Below are 22,267 nucleotides of genomic sequence, written 5' to 3' on the forward strand. Positions count from 1 at the left end.
AGCTTTGATGTTCGAGGAAGACAACGCGCAGTGGGGGTTGGTGCACGCCCTGGTGCTCGATGGTAAAGGCGGCGCGCGCTCGATCCCCCGGACCGAGCTGGACGATCTGCAGTTGCAGCCACAGCAGAGCCTGTGGCTGCACTGGGACCGCAGTCATCCCCAAACCCGTACCTGGCTGCTGCAAGAGAGCGGGCTGAGTGAGTTCGCCTGCGACCTGCTGCTGGAGGAAAACACCCGTCCGCGCCTGCTGCCGCTGGCCGATGAACAGCTGCTGCTGTTTTTGCGAGGGGTAAATCTCAACCCGGGAGCCGAGCCTGAAGACATGGTATCGGTGCGTATTTTTGCTCAGGCGCGGCGGGTGATTTCGTTGCGCTTGCGGCCTTTGCGTGCCAGTGACGAAATTCTCCGTTTGCTGGACGAGGGGAGGGGGCCAACGTCGGCCTCCGAGCTGCTGCTGTTGATGGGCGAATTGCTCACCGAGAAAGTCCAGGGTTTGGTCAACGATCTGTCGGAGTTGGTCGATCTGGAAGAAGAGAAAGTCGAATCCGACGAACGGTACAGCCCTGAACATGGCAGCTTGCAACAGATTCGTCGTCGGGCCGCTGGCCTGCGGCGTTTTCTCGCCCCACAGCGGGAAATCTATGCCCAGCTGTCGCGCAGCCGGTGGAGTTGGTTCGCCGATGCGGACGCTGACTACTGGAACGAGCTGAACAACAGCCTGATCCGTTACCTCGAAGAGCTGGAGCTGGCCCGTGAGCGGGCCGCACTGCTACTGGAAAGCGAAGACCGGCGGCGCAGCGAGCGGATGAACCGAACCATGTACCGCTTGGGCATCATCACCTGCATTTTCCTGCCCATGAGCTTCGTCACCGGGTTGCTCGGGATCAATGTGGGCGGCATTCCGGGCGCGGAAAACCCCTATGGTTTCCTGCTTGCCTGCATCGTCGTGCTCGGCCTTGCGGTGGGGCAGTGGTGGCTGTTCAGACGGCTGCGGTGGGTTTGAATGCTCATTGGAATGTACCGGGCTTATCGCCGGCAAGCCGGCCCCGACATCGGCCGATGTGTGACCCATCGCCCGCCGCTCTCGTCTCTGACTGACATTGCGCGAGGTGCACATGCACGATCCGTTTGAACAATCCCTGCGTGACCTGCTCAACGCGTCGCCATCCGGTGAAGACCGAGACGACGCTGCGTGCCTGGGTCGCGTGCTGAAAACCGCCAACCGCCAGGTCGGCGCCGGTGACCTGTTCAGCCTGCTTGGCCGTTGGAGCCAGGCGCTGCTGATCGCCGTGAACAATGGCTCGGCGCATGTCGCGCCGGTGCGCCGCACTTCTGCCCGTAACGCTGCCGCTGGCAGCAAAGCTGATAAGGCCGATTGAATATGGAACTCGATCTCTGGACCCAGAGCCTGGTCACTGCCATGACCGCCCTATGGACCAAGGTGGCGAACTTCATCCCCAACCTGTTCGGCGCGCTGGTGGTGGTGCTGCTCGGTTTCGTGGTGGCCAAGCTGCTCGATACGCTGCTGTCCAAGCTGCTGGCCAAGTTCGGCCTGGATCGCCTGATGGCCGGCACCGGCCTGACCAAAATGCTCAGCCGTGGCGGCATTCAGGTGCCGATCTCGACCTTGATCGGCAAGATCGTCTACTGGTTCGTCTTGCTGATTTTCCTGGTTTCTGCCGCCGAATCCCTTGGCCTTGAGCGGGTGTCTGCCACCCTCGACATGCTCGCCCTGTACCTGCCCAAGGTGTTTGGCGCAGCGTTGGTACTGTTGGTTGGCGTGCTGCTGGCGCAAGTGGCCAATGGCCTGGTGCGTGGTGCTGCCGAAGGCATCGGCCTGGAATACTCCGCAGGCCTTGGGCGCATCACCCAAGGCCTGGTGATCATCATCAGCATCTCGGTGGCGATCAGCCAGCTTGAGGTCAAGACCGACCTGCTCAACCACGTGATCGTGATCGGGCTGATTACCGTTGGTCTGGCCGTTGCGCTTGCGATGGGGCTTGGCAGTCGCGAAATCGCTGGGCAGATTCTGGCCGGTATCTATGTGCGTGAGCTTTACCAGGTCGGCCAGCAGGTGCGAATTGGAGAGGTCGAGGGGCAGATCGAGGAGATCGGCACGGTCAAGACGACGTTGCTGACCGATGATGGCGAATTAGTGTCGCTGGCTAATCGAGTGTTGCTCGAGCAGCGCGTCAATAGCCGCTAATTGTCCAAAAGCTGTTAATGTATGCCGCCGCTGAAATCCGCCCACGTGGCCGAGCGGTGACATTGACCTGACTGTCGGCCAGATCCGTTTTGAATAAAGTTCATTCGCCGCCCATGCGTTACGACCCGCGCGAGCTCACCGACGAGGAGTTGGTGGCGCGTTCGCATGAGGAGCTGTACCACGTTACCCGCGCCTATGAAGAGCTCATGCGGCGCTACCAGCGGACCCTGTTCAACGTGTGCGCGCGTTATCTGGGGAACGACCGGGATGCTGACGATGTCTGTCAGGAGGTGATGCTCAAGGTGCTTTACGGTCTGAAGAACTTCGAGGGTAAATCCAAGTTCAAGACCTGGCTCTACAGCATTACCTATAACGAATGCATCACCCAGTACCGCAAGGAGCGCCGCAAACGTCGGTTGATGGATGCCTTGAGTCTTGACCCTGTTGAAGAGGCGTCTGAAGACAAGGCACCGAAACCCGAAGAAAAGGGCGGTCTGGACAAGTGGCTGGTGTATGTGAACCCGATCGATCGGGAAATTCTGGTGTTGCGCTTTGTTGCGGAACTGGAGTTTCAGGAGATCGCGGACATCATGCACATGGGCCTGAGCGCAACGAAAATGCGCTACAAGCGCGCGCTGGACAAGCTTAGAGAGAAATTTGCAGGTTTGGATGAAACTTAGCCCCTTGCGAATATCTCTAACGAATCGGCGAGTTCTGCTAGACTTGCCGTCGAGTTGTCCGCCGGATTTTGGTGGGACTGCTTAACTATCACCAGATGGGGATTTAACGGATGAAATTGAAAAACACCTTGGGCTTGGCCATTGGCTCGCTCGTAGCAGCTACTTCGTTCGGCGTTCTGGCTCAAGGCCAAGGCGCTGTCGAGATCGAAGGCAACGTCACCAAGCAGTACTACGACAGTGAGCGTAACTTCAAGAACGACGGCACCAATCCTGGTGTTCGCCTCGGTTACTTCCTGACCGATGACGTCTCCCTGGACCTGGGCTACAACGAGACTCACAACGCTCGTGGCGAAGTCTTCAACAAAGACATCAAAGGTTCCAAAGCCAAGCTCGACGCTACCTACCACTTCGGTACCGTTGGCGACGCTCTGCGTCCGTACGTTTCCGCTGGTTTCGCTCACGAGAGCCTGGGCCAGGCCACTCGTAGCGGCCGTGACCACTCCACCTTCGCCAACGTTGGCGCTGGCGCCAAGTGGTACATCACCGACATGTTCTTCGCCCGTGCTGGCGTTGAAGCCATGTACAACATCGACAACGGCAACACCGAGTGGGGCCCGACCGTTGGTGTGGGTCTGAACTTCGGTGGCAGCGGTGGCAAAGTTGCTCCGGCTCCTGCCCCAGTTGCTGAAGTCTGCTCCGACAGCGACAACGACGGCGTTTGCGACAACGTCGACAAGTGCCCAGACACCCCGGCCAACGTTACCGTTGACGCTGATGGCTGCCCGGCTGTTGCCGAAGTCGTTCGCGTTGAGCTGGACGTCAAGTTCGACTTCGACAAGTCGGTCGTCAAGCCTAACAGCTACGGCGACATCAAGAACCTGGCTGACTTCATGAAGCAGTACCCGCAAACCACCACCGTGGTTGAAGGTCACACTGACTCCGTGGGCCCAGACGCTTACAACCAGAAGCTGTCCGAGCGTCGCGCCAACGCCGTTAAAGAAGTGCTGACCCAGCAGTACGGTGTTGAGTCGACTCGCGTTGACTCGGTTGGCTACGGCGAAACCCGTCCGGTTGCCGACAACGCTACCGAAGAAGGCCGTGCTGTCAACCGTCGCGTTGAAGCTCAGGTAGAAGCCCAAGCCAAGTAATTGGTTGAAGCTTCAATGAAAAACCCGGCCTCGGCCGGGTTTTTCTTTATCTGCAATGTGTAGTTTCCAGGCAAGCCTTCAGGCCTGAAAACACCGCATCACCCGGCTGCCGCCATCCACGGATGAGCCATCACGTCCCCTGCCACCTCGCCAATCACCAGTATCGCCGGGCTGCGCAAGTTGAATGCTCGTGCAGCCTCCAGCATACCCCGCAGGTCGCTGCGCCACTCGCGCTGCTCGGGCAGTGACGCGTTCTCGATCATCGCCACCGGCATCCCCGGCGCCATGCCGCCGTCCAGCAAGCCCTGGCGGATCTGCTCCAGCCGCGCAACGCCCATGTACACCACCAGGGTCGTGCCACCCTGTGCCAGCGCGGCCCAGTTCAGCGCGCTGTCATCCTGTGTGTGTGCGGTCACCAGCGTTACCCCACGGCTGATCCCGCGAGCGGTTAGCGAGATGCCACACTGGGTCGCGCCGGCCAGGCCAGCAGTGATGCCATTGACCACTTCGACCTCGATGCCATGCCCTTGCAGCCACGAAGCCTCCTCGCCGCCACGGCCAAAAATGCACGGGTCGCCGCCTTTGAGCCGCACGACGCAGCGGCCTTGCCGCGCATGGCGCAGCATCAGGCGCTGAATGAACGCCTGGGGTGTGGAGCGGCAGCCCCCCCGTTTACCCACGGCGATCACCCGTGCCTGTGGGCAGTGTTCCAGCACGGCCGGGTTGACCAGGTCGTCGATCATCACCACATGCGCCTGTTGCAGCGCACGCACCGCTTTGAGGGTGAGCAGTTCGGGGTCACCGGGGCCGGCACCGACCAGCCAGACTTTTGCATTCATCAGGGTTTCCTCATGGGCAAGGCGTGCTCAGCCCTTGAACAGGCTGAACAGCAATATCAGGTTGAGCAACAGCGACAGTAGGGCCAGGGTGCGCCAGACCTTCAGTGGCTCGCGTTCCAGCAATGGGCGTGGATGGTTGTGCAGCGTCTGGCGGTCACCACGTTCGAGCAGCAGTAACCACTGTTCGGCGGTTTCGAAGCGTTGCGCCGGGTCCGTGGCCACGGCTTGTTGCAGGTTGTGCTGCAGCCACTCTGGCAAGTCGGGGCGATAGCGCGCCGCATTGACCGGTTGGCCAAAGCGTGGGCGCTGGAAGGCTTCGACCTCCCCATAGGGGTAATGCCCGGTCAGCAGGTGGTAGAGCGTCACTCCCGCGGCATACAGGTCTTGGCGCGGGCTCGGCGGCTGGCCTTCGAAGGCTTCCGGGGCGATGTAGGAGGGCGTGCCGGGTAGTTCGTGGCATGGGTCTTCGGACAGCCCTGGGCAGTACGCCAGGCCGAAGTCCAGCAGGCGCAGTTGGCCGTCTGTGCCCAAGTGCAGGTTATCGGGCTTGATGTCACGGTGCAGCAGGTTGCGCCGGTGCAGCACGCCGACGGCCTGCAGTAACTGGCGGGCCACTTCCAGCCACTGGGCCAGCGGCAACGGGCCCTGCTCGGCCAGTTGTGCGGCGAGGGTTCGGCCGCTGTGCTCGCGCATCACGTAGTACAGGTGCTGGCGCTGGCTGGCGGCGTGCAGTTCGGGGAAATGGCGGCCGGCTACGCGGCGCAGGAACCATTCCTCGAGCAACAGCGCCTGTGCAGCGCCCGGCTCCTGTTCGCGTTCGGCAGGCAAGGTTTTCAGTAGCCACGGCTGGCCTTGGCCGTCGCGCACGCGGTACAACAGCGATTGGCGACTGTGCGCCAGCCGCGCCTCGACCTGCCAGCCATCGATTACCTGGCCTTCGCGCAGTTCGCGGGGCAACGGCCATTGCTGCAGTTGGACCAAGGTGTCGCCAAGGTTGGCCGTGCCCACTTGTTCGATCCGTACCAGCAGGGCACTGGCATTGTCCTGGCTGCCATGGTGATGGGCGCTGGCGACCAGTGTATCTGCAGCCAGTTGCAAGTCGGGTTGCTCGCGCAGCACGGCCTGGATGTGCTGGTCACCCAGGCTGGCCCATACTCCGTCACTGAGCAACAGGTAGCATTCGCCTGGCTGCAGTTCACCGTCCAGGTAATCCACCAGCAGGTGTTGGTCCAGGCCCAGCGCGCGTTTGAGCACATGCTGCATGCCGGGTTGGTCCCACACATGATCTTCACTCAGGCACTGCAGGTGGCCGTGGTGCCAGCGATAGGCGCGGCAATCGCCGACGTGTGCCAAGGTGAAGCGGCGCCCGCGCAGCACCAGCGCACTGAGCGTGGTCAGTAGCGGCTGGCTGCCCTGAGCGCGCAGCCAGCGGTTCTGCGCCGACAGCAGGCGGTCCAGTGCCTGCGCCACGCCCCAGGTTGCGGGGGTGGCGTAGTAATCCATGGCCAGGGCCTGCAGGCTGGCCCGGGCCGCAAGGCCTCCGTCAGCACAGTGGCTGACGCCGTCGGCAAGGGCGAACAGGTAGCCCTTGCTGGCGGCAAGCTCGGGCGCCGGGGTTACCAGGCGCAAGGCGTCCTGGTTTTCCTCGCGCGGGCCGGTGGCGCTGGCCTGGGCGAAACTCAGTTGCAGGCTCATCGGTTCGCCTCAGACCCGCGCCGCAGTGACCGCGGCAGAGCCCCAGGTGGTGCGCCAGCGCTGCTTGACCCCGTGCAGCCCGAACCAGGCCAGCAGGCCCAGGCTAGCGAACAGCCACAGGCCCATCTGGTAGTCACCGGTGTGCTGCTTGATGGTGCCGAGCCCGGCCGCCAGCAGGAAGCCGCCGATGCCGCCAGCCATGCCGATCAGCCCGGTCATCACACCGATCTCCTGGCGGAAGCGTTGCGGGACCAACTGGAACACCGCGCCGTTGCCCGCGCCCAAGCCAAGCATGGCACTGACGAACAACGCCAGGGCCGCGGTGGCGCTGGGCAGGTTGAAGCCCACGGCAGCAATGCAGATGGCGGCCACGCTGTACATGCCAAGCAGGGTGCGGATGCCCCCGAAACGGTCAGCCAGGGCGCCGCCCAGCGGGCGCATCAGGCTGCCGGCGAACACGCAGGCGGCGGTGTAGTAGCCCGCGGTGATCGGGCTGAGGCCATACTGGTCGCTGAAATAGCCGGGCAGGGCGCTGGCCAGGCCGATGAAGCCGCCGAAGGTGACGCTGTAGAAGAACATGAACCACCAGCTGTCGCGATCACCCAGCGCCTTGAGGTAGTCGGCCATGGCTTTTGGCTTGGGCCGTTGTGGTGCATTGCGCGCGAGCAGGGCGAACACGACCACCGTTAGCAGCAGCGGGATCACGGCGAAACCGAACACATTGTTCCAGCCAAAGCCTGCAGCCAGCACCGGGGCCAGCAACGCGGCGAAGACGGTGCCGGAGTTGCCTGCGCCAGCGATGCCCATCGCCTTGCCCTGATGCTGCGGCGGATACCATTGCGAGGCCAGCGGCAGCGACACGGCGAACGAGGCGCCGGCAACGCCGAGGAACACGCCGAGCAGCAGGGCTTGTTCGAAGCTGTGCACGCCCAGGTACCAGGCGCAGGCCAGGGCGACAATAACGATGACCTGGCCGATCAGCCCGGCGGTTTTCGGTGAGAGACGGTCGACCAGCAGGCCCATGACAAAGCGCAGCACGGCACCGGCGAGGATGGGCGTCGCGACCATCAGGCCCCGCTGTTGTGCACTCAGTTGCAGGTCGGCGGCGATCTGGACGGCCAGCGGGCCGAGCAGGTACCACACCATGAAGCTCAGGTCGAAATACAGGAACGCAGCGAACAGCGTGGGCACATGCCCGGATTTCCAGAAGCTGGTACTCATCGAACACCTCACTCGGCAATGCAACGGAAACGAAAAGACGCCGCTACCCGGCCCACTGGCGTGGAGGGGTGAGCGACGTCTTTGTCGGGGTTTGTGGGCAACCGCCGTTGGCTACCGGTGCGATATCTTCAGCAAGAGCTGGGCCAACATTGTACGGCCGCTGCCTAGCCCAGCATTTCGTGCATGGCGATGATCTGCTCAGCCACCTGGATCAGCTTCTGCTGGCGGCTCATGGCCTGGCGGCGCATCAGGGTGTACGCCTGTTCTTCGTTGCAGTCTTTCATTTTCATCAACAGGCCCTTGGCCTGCTCGATACGTTTGCGTTCGGCCAGTTGCTGGTCGCGGGCCTGCAGCTGGGCCTTGAGCGCTTGGTCGCTTTCGAAGCGGGCCATGGCTACATCCAGGATGGGCTGCAAGCGGGCGGCGTGGATGCCTTCGACGATGTACGCGCTGACCCCGGCCTGGATCGCCTGGCGCATCACCCCGGGATCATGCTCGTCGGTGAACAGCACAATTGGCCGTGGCTGGTCGCGGCTGACCATCACCACCTGTTCCATCACATCGCGGTCGGGTGAATCGGTATCGATCAATACCACGTCCGGGCGCACCATTTCGACGCAGGCCGGCAGGTCGATGGTTAAGTCTGGCGCCTCGATCACCTCGAAGCCGGCCTCGCGCAGTGCAGCCTTGAGGCGGCCGAGCTTGTTCTGGGTATCGTCGATCAGCAGGATGCGCAGCATGTAGGTGCCCCTCACAGGCCGATACGGGCATCGGGCGTATCGCCCAAGGCGTGCAGGCTGAAGCTGCGGGCATAAGCGTAGGGGTCGCTGCCATCCCACCCGATGCCGTCGATCAGCACGCTGCTGCGCATGGGCGTGCCAGGGCAAGCCACGCCGAGTGCATCGGCGGCCTGCTGGTAAAGCGTCAGCTGCTGGACCTGGCGCGCGACGTCGAGGTAGTCGGGATCATCGCGCAGCAGCCCCCAGCGACGGAACTGGGTCATGAACCACATGCCATCGGACAGGTAAGGCACATTGGCCCGCCCCTGATCGAACAGGCGCAGGGCATGCGGGTCCTGCCAGTGGTTGCCTAGGCCGTCCTGATACACCCCGAGCAGGCGCGGTTCGACGTTTTCAAGGGGCGTATCCAGGTAGGCGCTGCTACTGAGCAGTTGCGCGGTGCCGTGGCGATTTTCCTGGCTTTGTTCAATGAAGCGGCTGGCGGCGAGGACCGCTTTGATCAGCGCCCGGGCGCTGTTGGGGTATTGCTCGGCGAAAGTGCGGGCGCAGGCCAGGACCTTTTCCGGGTGGTCGGCCCAGATCGACTGGCTGGTGGCCAAGGTAAAACCCTGGCCCTGCGCCACGGCGGCGCCGGCCCAGGGTTCGCCGACGCAGAAGCCATCGATACGGCCAGCCTGGATGTGCGCCATCATCTGCGCCGGTGGCACCACCACGCTGTTGACGTCGTGCAGGGGGTGAATACCTTGGCTTGCCAGCCAGTAATACAGCCACATGGCATGGGTGCCAGTGGGGAATGTCTGGGCGAAGGTCAGTTTTGCCCCCTGCTGGTGCACTTGGCGTGCCAGTGCATCAGGTGTGGTCACACCCTTGCGTTGAAGTGCGGGGGACAGGTTGATGGCCTGGGCATTCTGGTTCAGCCCCATGAGCACCGCCATGTCCCTGGCCGGTACCCCGCCGATGCCCAGGTGCACGGCATAGACCAGGCCATAGAGGCAATGCGCGGCATCCAGTTCACCGCTGGCCAGTTTGTCGCGCAGGCCTGCCCATGAGCCCTGGCGTTTGAGGTTCAGGGTCAGGCCGTGTTGCTGGGCGAAGCCCTGGGTGGCTGCGACCACCACCGACGCACAATCGGTCAACGCCATGAAGCCGATGTCGAGGCTGGTTTTTTCGGGTGCGTCGCTGCCGTTGACCCATGCCAGGGGTGATGTATTCACGTAGATCCTCGCCTGTACTGAATAGGCTGTGTGCAGGCGATGTAGCAACGCATGTGCCAAGGCGCTGTCATGCCGGCCGCGCGCTGGCTATAATCGCACCCTCACTTACCCCGAGCCTTGCCCGCCCATGTATACCCTGGCCCGCCAGCTGCTGTTCAAGCTTTCCCCGGAAACCTCCCATGACCTGTCCCTGGACCTGATCGGCGCCGGTGGCCGCCTCGGGCTCAACGGCGCGCTGTGCAAGCAGCCGGCGGCATTGCCGGTGTCGGTAATGGGCTTGAACTTCGCCAACCCGGTTGGGCTGGCGGCAGGCCTGGACAAGAATGGCGCGGCCATCGATGGCTTTGCCCAGCTGGGCTTCGGTTTTGTCGAGATCGGCACCGTGACCCCGCGAGCGCAGCCGGGCAACCCGAAGCCGCGTTTGTTCCGCCTGCCAGAGGCGACGGCAATCATCAACCGCATGGGCTTCAACAACCTGGGCGTCGATCACCTGCTCGAGCGGGTGCGCGCCGCGCGTTACAGCGGCGTGCTGGGCATCAACATCGGCAAGAACTTCGACACCCCGGTTGAGCGCGCGGTCGACGATTACCTGATCTGCCTGAACAAGGTCTATGGCCACGCCAGCTACGTAACGGTGAACATCAGCTCGCCCAATACCCCAGGCCTTCGCAGCCTGCAGTTCGGTGATTCGCTCAAGCAACTGCTCGATGCCCTGGCCGAGCGCCGCGAACAGCTGGCTGGCGAGCATGGCAAGCGTGTACCGCTGGCGATAAAGATCGCGCCGGACATGAGTGATGAAGAAACTGCGCTGGTGGCGGCAACGCTGATGGAATCGGGCATGGATGCGGTGATCGCCACCAACACCACCATGGGCCGTGAAGGCGTTGAAAACCTGCCGTATGGCGGGGAGGCGGGCGGCCTTTCCGGTGCACCGGTACTGGAAAAGAGCACCCATATCGTCAAGGTGTTGTCGGCCGAGCTCAACGGCAAGATGCCGATCATCGCTGCCGGTGGTATCACCGAAGGCCGTCACGCCGCAGAGAAGATCGCCGCTGGCGCGAGCCTGGTGCAGATCTACTCAGGCTTCATCTATAAGGGGCCGGCGCTGATCCGTGAAGCGGTGGATGCGATCGCTGCCATGCCGCGGGCATGATCACGCAAGCATAAAAAAGGGCCCCATCAAGGGGCCCCTGGGCCTTAGCCCGCCGCCCGGATGGGGCGTGCATGGTGACTCGAATTCAGTGTCCTCGTTCAGCCAACGGCGTGATTTTCGTTGAGTCTATGGATGCCAGCGGTGCCAGTCATTCCGTCCCAGTTATCACCGCGACCTTCACGCCAGCCGTTGATCCAGGCTTGGCGAACAGAAGGAAGATTGAAGGGGCAAAGTTCGCGGGATTTGCCGGTGACCCCGTATTGGTAGCCACGTGAATATGCTCTTTCCAACGGATCACGCTTAAGTCTTCTCATAGGGTGTTGCCCTCACTTGTTGACTGTAATGTCCCGTCGGCCTCTCCGAGGCCGGGCAGAGTCTTTCTGCCGGTTTGCGCCCGCTGCCGGCGTGGCGGGCTGAAAGTGCCACCTCGTTGCGAAGCGGCCTGAGACCAGTTCTAACGAATGCGAGTCACCGAGGGAATGATCGATTTGTCATAAGGACGTAACGTTTCCAAGGGTGAGGGGATAAGTAAATAAATGCGACTCAACCTTGTTTGACGTTGAGCCCGCTATGATCGGGGTTTGCTGAACCTTGACGTCATTTCGCCAGCGTTGCGCTGCGATGAAAGAAATATCTGGTAATGCGACGAAGGGTCACATCAACCCTGAAATCGGTAGAAATTTTATGTACTGCCTGATGATCTAAGCTCTCTCTGCCACCGGCGAGAGTGGATCGATCAGGCGGCCCGGCCCATCAGCTGCAGCATGTCGCGCAGCCAAAGGCCACTCGGACGCTTGCTGGAAGGGCGTTCGGGCAAACATCGGCGGGGCGATGCGTCACCTCGTCAATCAAATAGCCCAAGGCTCTGGAATACACATGTCGGACCGTTTCGAACTTTATCTCACCTGCCCCAAAGGCCTGGAAGGCCTGCTTGCCGAAGAGGCCAAGGCCCTGGGCCTTGACGATGTGCGTGAGCACACCTCGGCCATCCGCGGCGCGGCCGACATGGAAACCGCCTACCGCCTGTGCCTCTGGTCACGCCTTGCCAACCGCGTGCTGTTGGTGCTCAAGCGCTTCAACATGAAAAACGCCGACGACCTCTACGACGGTGTGAACGCTGTCGACTGGGCCGATCACCTGGCGGCCGACGGTAGCCTGGCGGTCGAATTCAGTGGCCATGGCTCGGGCATCGACAACACCCACTTCGGCGCTCTGAAGGTCAAGGACGCCATCGTCGACAAGCTGCGCAACCGTGAAGGCTTGCGCCCGTCGGTGGAGAAGGTCGACCCGGACGTGCGTGTACACCTGCGCCTGGACCGTGGCGAGGCAATTCTTTCGCTCGACCTCTCCGGCCACAGCCTGCACCAGCGCGGATATCGTCTGCAGCAGGGTGCTGCGCCACTCAAGGAAAACCTGGCAGCGGCAGTGCTCATCCGTGCCGGGTGGCCACGAATCGCCGCCGAGGGTGGCGCTCTGGCCGACCCGATGTGCGGTGTAGGTACCTTCCTGGTCGAGGCGGCCATGATCGCCGCCGATATGGCACCCAACCTCAAGCGTGAGCGCTGGGGCTTCAGTGCCTGGCTTGGCCATGTGCCGGCCACCTGGCGCAAGGTTCACGAAGAGGCGCAGGCCCGTGCACAGGCTGGGCTGGCCAAGCCGCCGCTGTGGATTCGCGGCTACGAGGCAGACCCACGGCTGATCCAGCCGGGGCGCAACAACGTCGAACGCGCAGGCCTGAGCGACTGGGTCAAGATCTACCAAGGGGAAGTCGCCAGCTTCGAGCCGCGCCCTGATCAGAACCAGAAGGGCCTGGTCATCAGTAACCCGCCCTATGGCGAGCGTCTGGGTGATGAGGCCAGCTTGCTGTATCTCTACCAGAACCTCGGCGAGCGCTTGCGCCAGGCGTGCATGGGCTGGGAAGCGGCGGTGTTCACCGGTGCGCCGGAGTTGGGCAAGCGCATGGGCATCCGCAGCCACAAGCAATATGCGTTCTGGAACGGCGCGCTGCCGTGCAAACTGCTGCTTTTCAAGGTGCAGCCTGATCAGTTCGTCACCGGCGAGCGTCGCGAGGCCCAGGCCGAGAGCGGCGATACCCGCCGACCGCTGCCGGTAGCCAATGAGCCTGCACGCCTGTCCGAAGGCGCTCAGATGTTCGCCAACCGCCTGCAGAAGAACCTCAAGCAACTGGGCAAGTGGGCGCGCAAGGAGCAGATCGACTGCTACCGCGTGTACGATGCCGATATGCCTGAATATGCCTTGGCGGTCGACCTCTATCAGGATTGGGTCCACGTGCAGGAGTACGCCGCGCCACGCTCGATCGACCCGGAAAAGGCCCAGGCGCGCCTGCTCGATGCCTTGTCGGCGATCCCCCAGGCGCTGGGCGTCGACCCGCAGCATGTGGTGCTCAAGCGCCGTGAGCGGCAGAGCGGCACCCGCCAGTATGAGCGCCAGGCCACCGAAGGGCGCTTCCATGAGGTCAGTGAAGGTGGCGTCAAGCTGCTGGTCAACCTCACCGACTACCTCGACACGGGCCTGTTCCTCGACCACCGCCCGATGCGCATGCGCATCCAGCGTGAGGCCGCCGGCAAGCGCTTCCTGAACCTGTTCTGCTACACCGCGACGGCCAGCGTACATGCTGCCAAGGGCGGTGCGCGCAGTACCACCAGCGTCGACCTGTCCAAGACCTACCTGGACTGGGCGCGGCGCAACCTGTCGCTGAACGGTTTCTCCGAGCGCAACCGCTTGGAGCAGGGCGATGTCATGGCCTGGCTGGAAGCCAATCGCGACACCTACGACCTGGTCTTCATCGACCCGCCAACCTTCTCCAACTCCAAACGCATGGAAGGTGTGTTCGACGTGCAGCGTGACCACGTGCAATTGCTCGACCTGGCCATGGCGCGCCTGGCCCCCGGTGGCGTGCTGTATTTCTCCAACAACTTCCGCAAGTTCCAGCTCGATGAGCACCTGGCTGCGCGGTACGTGGTGGAGGAAATCACGGCGCAGACACTGGACCCGGATTTTGCCCGCAACAATCGCATCCACCGCGCCTGGCGCCTGCAACTGCGCTAATGCGACAGGCAACGTTGCATCGCTAATGGCCAATAGCTATAACTCAGCACAGGGCCATGATTTTCGCAGGACGCTGACGTGACGAGACCGAGCTATGTCGAAGTATGGCGTGCGTGCGAAGGTGTTGGGCCTGTGCAGCCAGGCGATGGCTGCCTGGGCGGTGGCATTGGTGGCGCTGGTGGCCGGCAGCTTGCTGTCGATTGCCCTGGCGCTGGCCACGCATGCGTTTTACAAGCAGCAACTGCGCCAGCGCTTCGAGCTGCTGGCCAGCGAGCGCTATAGCCGTATCGCCGAGCGCTTCGATGACCAGGAGCAGCGCCTGGACAGCTTGCGCCGCTTTTTCAGCTTCTCCAACGAAGTCACCCCAAGCGAGTTCAACGGCTACGCCCGCCCCTTGCTGCGTCGTACCCAGGCTTACTCGTGGGCGCCGCGGGTCGAAGGCGCGCAGCGGCGGGCGTTCGAGCGCCAGGCCAGTGCTGCGTTGGGTCAGGCCTACTTGATCCGTGACCTGGACGAGGGGGGCGATTGGCACCCGGCGCCGCCACGTGATCACTACTTCCCTGTGCTTTACACCCAAGCAACCCAGATGCAGGGGCAACCCTACGGGCTGGACCTGCGCGGCCAGGCGGTACGTGACCAGACCCTGATGCGTGCCGTGGAGCCCGGTAGCATGGCAGTGTCGGCGCCGCTGGACATGATCAGTGTGGCGCCGGGCTACGCCCGCGGGCTGTTGATGGTCGCGCCGGTGTTCTACACCGCGCAGGCTGACGGCCCTGCAGGGTATGCCATGGCGCTGCTGAACCTGCGGCAACTGATCACGGACGGCCTGCCGGCCATTGCCGAGGACAACCTGGTGGTACGCATCGTCGACCCCAGTGGGCGCGATGGCCATGAGTTGTTGTTCGACTCGCAGAACTCGGCCGCGCCATTGGCGTTGGTCAGCACGCAGCTGCTGCACCTGGCCGACCATCATTACCAGCTTGATATCCGCCCCAGCCAGGTATTCATGCAGGGCAACCGCTCCTCGGCAGCGCTGGCTGTGGGCTTGCTCGGTGGCCTGCTGAGCCTGTTGCTCAGTGCGTTGCTGTACAGCCTGTTCAGCCAGCGGCAACGGGCGCTCAAGCTGGTGGAGCAGCGTACCGCGCAGTTGCGGGTCAGCGAGCAGTCGTTGCGCGAGACGCATAATCAGCTGCGCAGTGTGCTTGATGCTGCTACCCAGGTCGCTATCATCGCGACCAGCCTCAAGGGCGTGGTCAGTACCTTCAATGCCGGTGCCGAACGCATGCTGGGTTACGCGGCCAGCGAAGCGGTCGGGCATCTTCATCTGGAACACCTGGTCCTGCCTGAGGACCTCAGCCAGCGCGCCCATGCCCTGAGCCTGCGCTACGGGCGTCACATTGACGGTGGCCAGGCGATGTTCGCCGAGACCTTGCAGGGCGGTGGCGCGCAGCCAGGCGAGTGGACCTTGGTGCGCAAGGACGGCAGCCAGCTGTTGGCCAACATGCTGGTGACCGCAGTGCTCGACGAGCAGGGGCTTTGGGTGGGTTACCTGGCAATTTGCATCGATGTCACCGAGCAGCGTCGTGTGCATGAGGCGCTGGCGATGCGTGATCGGCTGCTGGAGAAGCTCAGTGCCGAGGTGCCGGGCGGCATTTATCAGTATCGCCTGGACGCCAACGGCCACTCGTGTTTCCCCTACGCCAGCCAAGGGCTGTTCGATATCTACGAAATCGACTTGCAGTTGCTGCAGAAGGACGCCACGGTGGTGTTCGAGCGCATTCATGCCGATGACCTTGAGCGCGTGCGACGCTCCGTGCGCGACTCGGCCGAACACCTGTCCCCTTGGCGTGAAGAGTACCGGGTGTGCCTGCCCAAAGCCGGTTTGCGCTGGGTGCGCGGCGAGGCCACGCCCGAGGTCGGTGAAGACGGTTGTACGCTCTGGCATGGTTACCTGACCGACATTTCCGACCTCAAGGGTGTGGAGGAGGATTTGCGTAAGCTGTCGGTGACCGATGCCCTGACCGGTATCCACAACCGCCGTTACTTCCAGGAGCGGCTGAAGGCCGAACTGGACCGAGCCCAGCGTGATGATCAGGAACTGGCAGTGATCATGCTCGACATCGACCACTTCAAGAGGATCAACGACCAGTACGGTCATGCCGTGGGGGATCATGTGCTGCGCAGCTTGTGCCAGCGCATCGGTCAGCGCTTGCGGCGTACCGACGTTTTCTGCCGGCTTGGCGGGGAAGAGTTCATGGTGCTGTGCCCAGGCAGCAGCGCCGAACAGGCGCGGCTGTTGGCGATGGAACTGTGGCACGGCGTGCGCAATGTGCCTGTCGAAGGCGTTGGCAAAGTGACCGCCAGTTTTGGCGTGGCTGGATGGCGGCCGGGGGAGGGTGCCGATGCCCTGTTGCTGCGGGCTGATGCTGGCGTCTATGCAGCCAAGCAGGCAGGCAGGGATCGTGTCGAGGCAGAATTGAACTGAGGTGTGCGCACCGGCCTCATCGCCGGCAAGCCGGCTCCCACCCCAACCGCGCAGTTCTCAAGGCCTGCGCTTTGCCTGTGACAGCACCCGCCTTGCCCAATTTCTAAAAGCCGGCGCAAATCCAAGTGGCAGCCAGCTTGCCGGCGATGAGGCCGGATCTGTTGGAGTCAGATCATGGGTTGACGCCTGCCGTCCGGTTACCGGCTTTGGGTTGGCGATACAGGTCCAGCAGTACCTGGTCGAGTACCTGCGATGCACCCCAGGGTTTCGGGTCGTTGAGGATCGCCGCCACTGCCCAGGTATTGCCGTTGCTGTCACGGCTGAAGCCCGCGATGGCGCGTACGGTATTCAGGGTGCCCGTCTTGATGTGGCCTTCGCCGGCCATGGCGGTGCGCTTGAGGCGCTTGCGCATGGTGCCGTCCATCCCCACCAATGGCATCGAACTGATGAACTCGGCGGAGTAGGGGCTATTCCACGCCGCTTGCAGCAATGCAGCCATTTCCCGGGTGCTTACCCGTTCAGCACGCGACAGGCCCGAGCCGTTTTCCATCACCAGGTGCGGCGCGGTGATACCTTTCTTGGCCAACCACTGGCGAATCACGCGTTGGGCGGCGCGGGCATCGTCGCCATCGGCGTCGGTACGGAACTGTGCGCCAAGGCTCAGAAACAGCTGTTGGGCCATGGTGTTGTTGCTGTACTTGTTGATGTCCCGGATCACCTCCACCAGGTCGGGCGAGAAGGCCCGTGCCAGCAGGCGCGCGCCCTTGGGCACGTTCTCGATGCGGTCACGGCCCTGGATGCTGCCACCGAGCTCGTTCCAGATCGCGCGCACGGCACCGGCGGCATAGGTCGGGTGATCGAGCAGCGCGAGGTAGGTCTGCGAGTTGCAGCCATCGCCCAACTGGCCGCTGACCACCACATTCATGCCATCGGCTTGAGGCACCGGGTTGTAGCGTACATCGCCAGTGCACTTTCTGGAGGCAACTGCCTTGACCTGGTTGTCGATGCGAATGCTCGCAATGGGTGGCTCAACGGCGACAGTCACTTTGCCGCCATCGTTGCGGGCGACGAAGCGCAGGGCCTTGAGGTTGACCAGCAAGGAGTCGGGCTTGACCAGGAAGGGCTTGTTCATGTCGCCGCCGTCATCATTGAAATGCGGCAGGTTGGGCTGTACGAAGTGGCTACGGTCCAGCACCAGGTCGCCGGTAATGGTGCGCACGCCGTTGGCGCGCAGGTCACGCATCAGCAGCCACAGTTTCTCCATGTTCAGCTTGGGGTCACCGCCGCCCTTGAGGTACAGGTTGCCGTTGAGCACGCCGTTGCTCAGGGTGCCATCGGTGTAGAACTCGGTCTTCCACTGGAATGTCGGGCCGAGCAGTTCGAGGGCTGCATAGGTGGTGACCAGCTTCATGGTCGAGGCCGGGTTGACCGACACATCGGCGTTGAACACGGTCGGCGTGCCAGGGCCATTGAGCGGCAGCATCACCAGTGACAGTGCGCTGTCCTGCAGTTTGCTGGCTTTGAGCGCTTGCTGAACCTTGGGTGGCAGCGTGGTGTTTACAGCCGCAGCCTGGCTGGGCAGGGCGAACGGCAGGAGCATGCCGGCGAGAACGAGGGGGCGGAGCGATTTGATCATATGAGATTCATACCCTGCGGACGAGGGAAAAAGACATAGGGGCTGTAAGAGATGATGGCCCCTCTACGAAATATAGTGCGCATTATGCCCCAAGCGCAGCACTCATGCGCCACGTTCGACGGAAAAGCGCCGTTGTACTGCGGAAACTGTTAAAGTGCCGCGCGTTATTACTCAAGAGGATTGTTTCATGGCTACCAACCGTTCCCGTCGTCTGCGCAAGAAGCTGTGCGTTGATGAATTCCAGGAGCTGGGTTTCGAATTGAACCTGGGTTTCAAGGAAGACCTGTCCGACGAAGCCATCGATGCCTTCCTCGACGCCTTCCTGGCAGAAGCCATGGACGCCAACGGCCTGGACTATGTCGGTGGTGATGATTTCGGCCTGGTTTGCCTGGCAGAACGTGGCTCGGTCAGCGAAGAGCAACGTGCCGCTGTCGAAGCCTGGCTCAAAGGCCGCAGCGAACTGACCTCCATCGAAGTCAGCCCGCTGCTGGACGCCTGGTACCCGGAAAAGCCGATCAACCCGGCTTCCTGATGCTCGGCTGAAGCGGCGCCCGTTAGGGCGGCCGCTTCATCAAGGCTTGGTCAGTTCTCTGGCCAAGGCTTTCTCTACGCGGCGCATGTGCCGTGCCAAAGCCTGTCGCCGCTGTTTCAGCTGCGCTGCGGGCAACCCGTTCTGTTCCAAGGCCTCACAGGCCGCCATCAAGTGCTGCGCTTCCAGCATCCGCGCCGCGCTGAGGATCTTGTGTGCCTGCTCGGCGATGGCCTCGGGCTGGGCTTCAGGGTTCAGGCCCATGAGCGTTGCCAGGTCCTGCTGCAGGCTCATCAGCAACGCCTTGAGAAACCGCTCATGGTCGTTGGGGTTATCGCCAACGATACTGCGCAGACCTTCGAGATGGAACGGTGCCTCCTTTGCGGGCCGCTCCCGCCGGGGGGTGATATTGGCCAGGCGTTGGCTCAAGGTGCGCAGGCTGATGGGTTTGAGCAGGCAGTCGTCCATCCCGACACTTAGGCACTTCTGCCTGACTTCGGGCTGGGCGTTGGCGGTATAGCCCAGGATCACGCAGGGAGTACGCCCGTTCTGGCGTTCTTCGGCGCGCACGGCGGCGGCAAGCTGATAACCGTTCATGTGCGGCATGTTGCAATCGAGGACGATCACGTCGAATTGCCCTTCGCGCCATTTTTCCAGGCCTTCGCTGCCATCGCTGGCAGTGGCCTGGCTCAGGCCAAGGTAGCCCAGCTGTTGCGCCATCAGCATCAGGTTGGCCGGGTGGTCGTCGATCACCAGCACCTTCAGCCGGGCATCGGGGACGTCCATGTCATCGGCTTCCAGCACCTGCGGCGGCAGAGCGTCTACACGTTGCAGCGGGACGCTGAAGCGAACCTGCGTGCCGAAATCCGGCACGCTCTTGATGCTCAGGCTCGCGCCCATCATTTCGCACAGGCTACGGCAGATGGCCAGGCCCAGGCCGGTGCCGGCGCGAGCGCCCTGGCTGTGTGGGTTGGCCTGAACGAAGGGATTGAACAGCCGTTGCAAGTCATCGTCGTGAATGCCGATGCCCGTGTCACGCACTTCCAGCTCCAGGCTCGGAGGCACTGAGGGGGCTTCTTCATGCAGGCTGAGGCTGATGCGCACCTGACCCTGCCCGGTGAACTTGATGGCATTGCTGATCAGGTTGGACAGGATCTGCTTGAAGCGTAAGGGGTCGAGCAGGACGTGGCAGCGTGCGCTGGGGTCGATCTCGACGTCGAAGGCCAGGCCTTTTTGCCGTGCCTGGCCATCGAACACGCGGCTCACCGATTCGACCAGTGCCGCAAGGTCGACCGGCTCGGGTGCAAGGGACAGGTGGCCAGATTCGATACGCACGATATCCAGGATGTCACCGATCAGGCCCAGCAGGTCCTTGGCCGAATGGTGGGCGACTTCCAGGGAGGTGCGATCGATCTGCCCTTGATGGGCACGCTTGACCGCCAGTTCGAGCATGCCGATGACCGCGTTCATCGGGGTGCGGATCTCATGGCTGATGGTAGCCAGGAAGGTGCTTTTGGCGCGGTTGGCATCATCAGCCAATTGCTTGGCCTCGCGCAGCTCCTGCACCAGCTTGCGCCGCTCGCTGATGTCGATCCAGCCACCGATGATTCCCTGGACCTCACCGAGTGAATCACGGTACGGCAGGATCCAGTGGTAGATGGTGATTTCGCGATCCTTGAGCCGCAAGGGGCGGTCGATGATCAACGGAACGCCGGCGGCCATCACCTGCAGATAGTCGGCATGGATCTGGCGAGTGCTGTCCGACCCTGCGAACAGGCTGTCCTCTAGGCGCTTGCCGATGACCTCTTCGTGGGTCGCCTGCACCGCTTCCAGGTAACTGGCATTGCAGCTTTGCAAACAGCCCGCTCTGTCCCTTACGTACATGGGGTGCGGGGTGCCGTTGAGCAGTGCGCCCATGAACTCCAGTTGATCGCTCAGGGCACGTTCAGCGTGCTGGCGCTGTTTGATCTGGCGGCGCAACCGAGCGTTCCACAGCAGCGCCCCCAACAGCAGCACGGCGGTCCCCAGCAACACTTGCATGGCAAGGCGCCTGAAACCCAGCCAGTTGCTGTCGTCATGCTGGCTGTAGCCACTCCAGCGGTTGTTGATCACCCCCAGTTCTTCCGGCGAAATACTCAGCAGCGCCTTGTCCAGGATCGATGCCAGTTCTGTTTCCTGTGCGGAGGTGGCCATGGCGAAGCTCGCAGGCTCGGTACCGACCGTGCTGCGGATCACCAGTTTGGCGTTACCTGCCACGGCATGGTTGGCATCGATCAAGGTCGTGATGACGGCATCGACTGCACCACTGCTCAGCAGTGCCATGGAATAGTAGGGGCTCTCGGTCTCGATCCAGCCGGTCTGCGGGTATCGGGTTGTCAGCAGTTTGGACATTTCGCTGTAGCGGGTGATGGCGATGCGCCGGCCCTGCAAGTGTTCCAGTGAGGTGTACTGGGGCGTTTCGGTGCGCGTCACCAGCACATAGGTGCTTTCCAGGTACGGCCGGCTGAGCTGCAAGTGCTCCTCGCTCATGTCATCCACGGCAAGCGCTGCGATCATGTTCACGCGCCCGTCCTCGAGTCGGGCGATCATCTCAGCGATGCCGTTGGCGCGCTGCACTTCGAAGCGCAGGCCTGTACGCAGGCGGATCAGGTCCAGCAGGTCGGCGGTGATCCCGCGGAAATGGCCATTGCCGTCGAAATACGACAGCGGTGCAGCCGTTTCGTCGATAGCCACCTGCATCACAGGGTGGCGGCGCAACCACTGCTCTTCTTCGGCCGTGAGCTGCAGTTTGCGCTCGCTCAGCAGCAGGTCGCTGCCGGCACTCCAGCGTTTGAAGATGCTGGCGCGCACGGCAGCTGGCTGGCGGTCCAGGGCCAGGTTCACCAGATCCTTGAGAATGGTATCTTGCGCACGCATCGCAAAACTGAAGCCGACGCTTTCATGTTTGCCGAAGCTGGCCATGCGCAGGCGCGGCAGGTGGCCGCGGTTGAGCTGGTAGTGCGTGGAGATGGTATCGCCGATGAACACGTCAGCCTGCCCGAACGCTACGGCATTGAGGGCTTGGGAAGATGAACCGAAGGCCAGCAGTTCTGCTTTGGGATAGACAGTGCTGACTTCTTCTCGGGGCAGATAGTGATACAGCATGCCCAGGCGCATGCCCGCCATGCCCGGGTTGAGTGTGCGGCGTTCGTCTTCGCGGGTCACCAGCACTGGCTGGTCCACGGCATAAGGGTCCGAAAGCGCCAGGCCATCGCTCGCTGCTTCATAGCCATTGGCGCTGCCGAGCAGGTCGATCTCACCTTTCTTGAGCGCCTCTACCGCAGCTTGCCGGTTGGGGTAGCGCAGCACTCGAATCGGCACTTGCAGGACCTTGCCGATCAGGCTGGCATATTCGGCGGTAAGGCCTTGATAGTCGCGGCCGCCACTGGTTATGTCGAACGGCGGATAGTCGGGTGCAGACGTGCCCAGCTTCAGGTATTGGCGGCCCATCAGCCATTCCCGCTGTTGCGCGGTCAGCTGTGGGGTGACCGGTGGGGCCGAGGAGCGGGAAAGCAGGGAATACGGCACCGCCTCAAGCTGAGAAGCCTGCGCTGGGCAGCAGGCCAATGGCAGTGCAAGGGCCAGCCAGGCAAGAAGTCGCGCCATGTGACAC

The 22,267-nt window shown here is 62.6% G+C and carries 17 protein-coding genes; 9 read left to right on the forward strand and 8 right to left on the reverse strand.

The window, feature by feature from the left end; all coding sequences use genetic code 11:
• Nucleotides 1–7 precede the first annotated feature (7 nt).
• From ACIPZC_RS11700 to ACIPZC_RS11720, 5 genes are all read left to right on the forward strand, one after another.
• A complete protein-coding gene (locus ACIPZC_RS11700; RefSeq protein ID WP_400627032.1) occupies nt 8–1,003 on the forward strand; it encodes a zinc transporter ZntB in 996 nt (331 codons plus the stop codon).
• A 112-nt stretch (nt 1,004–1,115) separates the two neighbouring features.
• Entirely contained in the window at nt 1,116–1,379 is a 264-nt protein-coding gene (locus ACIPZC_RS11705) for a hypothetical protein (protein WP_012313512.1), read from the forward strand.
• A 2-nt stretch (nt 1,380–1,381) separates the two neighbouring features.
• Nucleotides 1,382–2,206, forward strand: a complete 825-nt coding sequence (locus ACIPZC_RS11710; protein ID WP_241803107.1) for a mechanosensitive ion channel family protein — start codon at nt 1,382–1,384, stop codon at nt 2,204–2,206.
• Between the two features lie 113 nt (nt 2,207–2,319).
• A complete protein-coding gene (sigX, locus tag ACIPZC_RS11715; protein ID WP_012313514.1) occupies nt 2,320–2,886 on the forward strand; it encodes an RNA polymerase sigma factor SigX in 567 nt (188 codons plus the stop codon).
• Nucleotides 2,887–2,996: 110 nt separating this feature from the next.
• A complete protein-coding gene (locus ACIPZC_RS11720; protein WP_267822206.1) occupies nt 2,997–4,034 on the forward strand; it encodes an OmpA family protein in 1,038 nt (345 codons plus the stop codon).
• Between the two features lie 98 nt (nt 4,035–4,132).
• Here ACIPZC_RS11720 and cobA read toward each other — a convergent pair whose 3' ends face one another.
• The 5 genes from cobA to ACIPZC_RS11745 form a co-directional block, all read right to left on the reverse strand.
• On the reverse strand, nt 4,133–4,873 hold the full coding sequence (gene cobA / locus ACIPZC_RS11725; RefSeq protein ID WP_400627035.1) for a uroporphyrinogen-III C-methyltransferase: 741 nt from the start codon (nt 4,871–4,873) through the stop codon (nt 4,133–4,135).
• Between the two features lie 27 nt (nt 4,874–4,900).
• Entirely contained in the window at nt 4,901–6,568 is a 1,668-nt protein-coding gene (locus tag ACIPZC_RS11730; RefSeq protein ID WP_400627037.1) for a protein kinase, read from the reverse strand.
• 9 nt (nt 6,569–6,577) lie between these two features.
• On the reverse strand, nt 6,578–7,789 hold the full coding sequence (locus tag ACIPZC_RS11735; RefSeq protein WP_241803111.1) for a NarK/NasA family nitrate transporter: 1,212 nt from the start codon (nt 7,787–7,789) through the stop codon (nt 6,578–6,580).
• A 164-nt stretch (nt 7,790–7,953) separates the two neighbouring features.
• The gene (locus ACIPZC_RS11740) at nt 7,954–8,529 is read right to left on the reverse strand and encodes an ANTAR domain-containing response regulator (protein WP_254467401.1); all 576 of its coding nucleotides are present in this window, start codon (nt 8,527–8,529) and stop codon (nt 7,954–7,956) included.
• 11 nt (nt 8,530–8,540) lie between these two features.
• A complete protein-coding gene (locus ACIPZC_RS11745) occupies nt 8,541–9,743 on the reverse strand; it encodes a CmpA/NrtA family ABC transporter substrate-binding protein (protein WP_400627040.1) in 1,203 nt (400 codons plus the stop codon).
• A 127-nt stretch (nt 9,744–9,870) separates the two neighbouring features.
• Here ACIPZC_RS11745 and ACIPZC_RS11750 point away from each other — a divergent pair, with 127 nt between their 5' ends.
• The gene (locus ACIPZC_RS11750) at nt 9,871–10,896 is read left to right on the forward strand and encodes a quinone-dependent dihydroorotate dehydrogenase (RefSeq protein ID WP_241803113.1); all 1,026 of its coding nucleotides are present in this window, start codon (nt 9,871–9,873) and stop codon (nt 10,894–10,896) included.
• 98 nt (nt 10,897–10,994) lie between these two features.
• Here the strand turns inward: ACIPZC_RS11750 and rmf are convergent, their stop codons facing one another.
• Nucleotides 10,995–11,210 (reverse strand): ribosome modulation factor, encoded by a 216-nt coding sequence (gene rmf, locus ACIPZC_RS11755; protein WP_003248687.1) that lies wholly within the window; start codon nt 11,208–11,210, stop codon nt 10,995–10,997.
• A gap of 562 nt (nt 11,211–11,772) precedes the next feature.
• Between rmf and rlmKL the strand changes: the two genes are divergently transcribed.
• Nucleotides 11,773–13,965 carry a bifunctional 23S rRNA (guanine(2069)-N(7))-methyltransferase RlmK/23S rRNA (guanine(2445)-N(2))-methyltransferase RlmL gene (gene rlmKL / locus ACIPZC_RS11760; RefSeq protein WP_400627042.1) on the forward strand — a complete coding sequence of 731 codons (2,193 nt, stop codon included), beginning with the start codon at nt 11,773–11,775 and terminating at the stop codon, nt 13,963–13,965.
• Between the two features lie 94 nt (nt 13,966–14,059).
• Nucleotides 14,060–16,450 carry a diguanylate cyclase gene (locus ACIPZC_RS11765; RefSeq protein ID WP_400627044.1) on the forward strand — a complete coding sequence of 797 codons (2,391 nt, stop codon included), beginning with the start codon at nt 14,060–14,062 and terminating at the stop codon, nt 16,448–16,450.
• 172 nt (nt 16,451–16,622) lie between these two features.
• Here the strand turns inward: ACIPZC_RS11765 and dacB are convergent, their stop codons facing one another.
• Nucleotides 16,623–18,086 carry a D-alanyl-D-alanine carboxypeptidase/D-alanyl-D-alanine-endopeptidase gene (dacB, locus tag ACIPZC_RS11770; RefSeq protein WP_241803116.1) on the reverse strand — a complete coding sequence of 488 codons (1,464 nt, stop codon included), beginning with the start codon at nt 18,084–18,086 and terminating at the stop codon, nt 16,623–16,625.
• 187 nt (nt 18,087–18,273) lie between these two features.
• On the opposite strand from dacB, the gene ACIPZC_RS11775 reads away from it, so the two are divergent.
• Nucleotides 18,274–18,618, forward strand: a complete 345-nt coding sequence (locus ACIPZC_RS11775; RefSeq protein WP_267822222.1) for a YggL family protein — start codon at nt 18,274–18,276, stop codon at nt 18,616–18,618.
• Between the two features lie 39 nt (nt 18,619–18,657).
• Here ACIPZC_RS11775 and ACIPZC_RS11780 read toward each other — a convergent pair whose 3' ends face one another.
• Nucleotides 18,658–22,260, reverse strand: coding sequence for a transporter substrate-binding domain-containing protein (locus ACIPZC_RS11780; RefSeq protein ID WP_400627047.1), 3,603 nt, complete (start codon nt 22,258–22,260; stop codon nt 18,658–18,660).
• Between the last annotated feature and the right edge of the window lie 7 nt (nt 22,261–22,267).

The sequence above is a fragment of the Pseudomonas sp. NPDC089743 genome (assembly GCF_044748785.1).
Classification (GTDB): Bacteria; Pseudomonadota; Gammaproteobacteria; order Pseudomonadales; family Pseudomonadaceae; genus Aquipseudomonas; species Aquipseudomonas putida_X.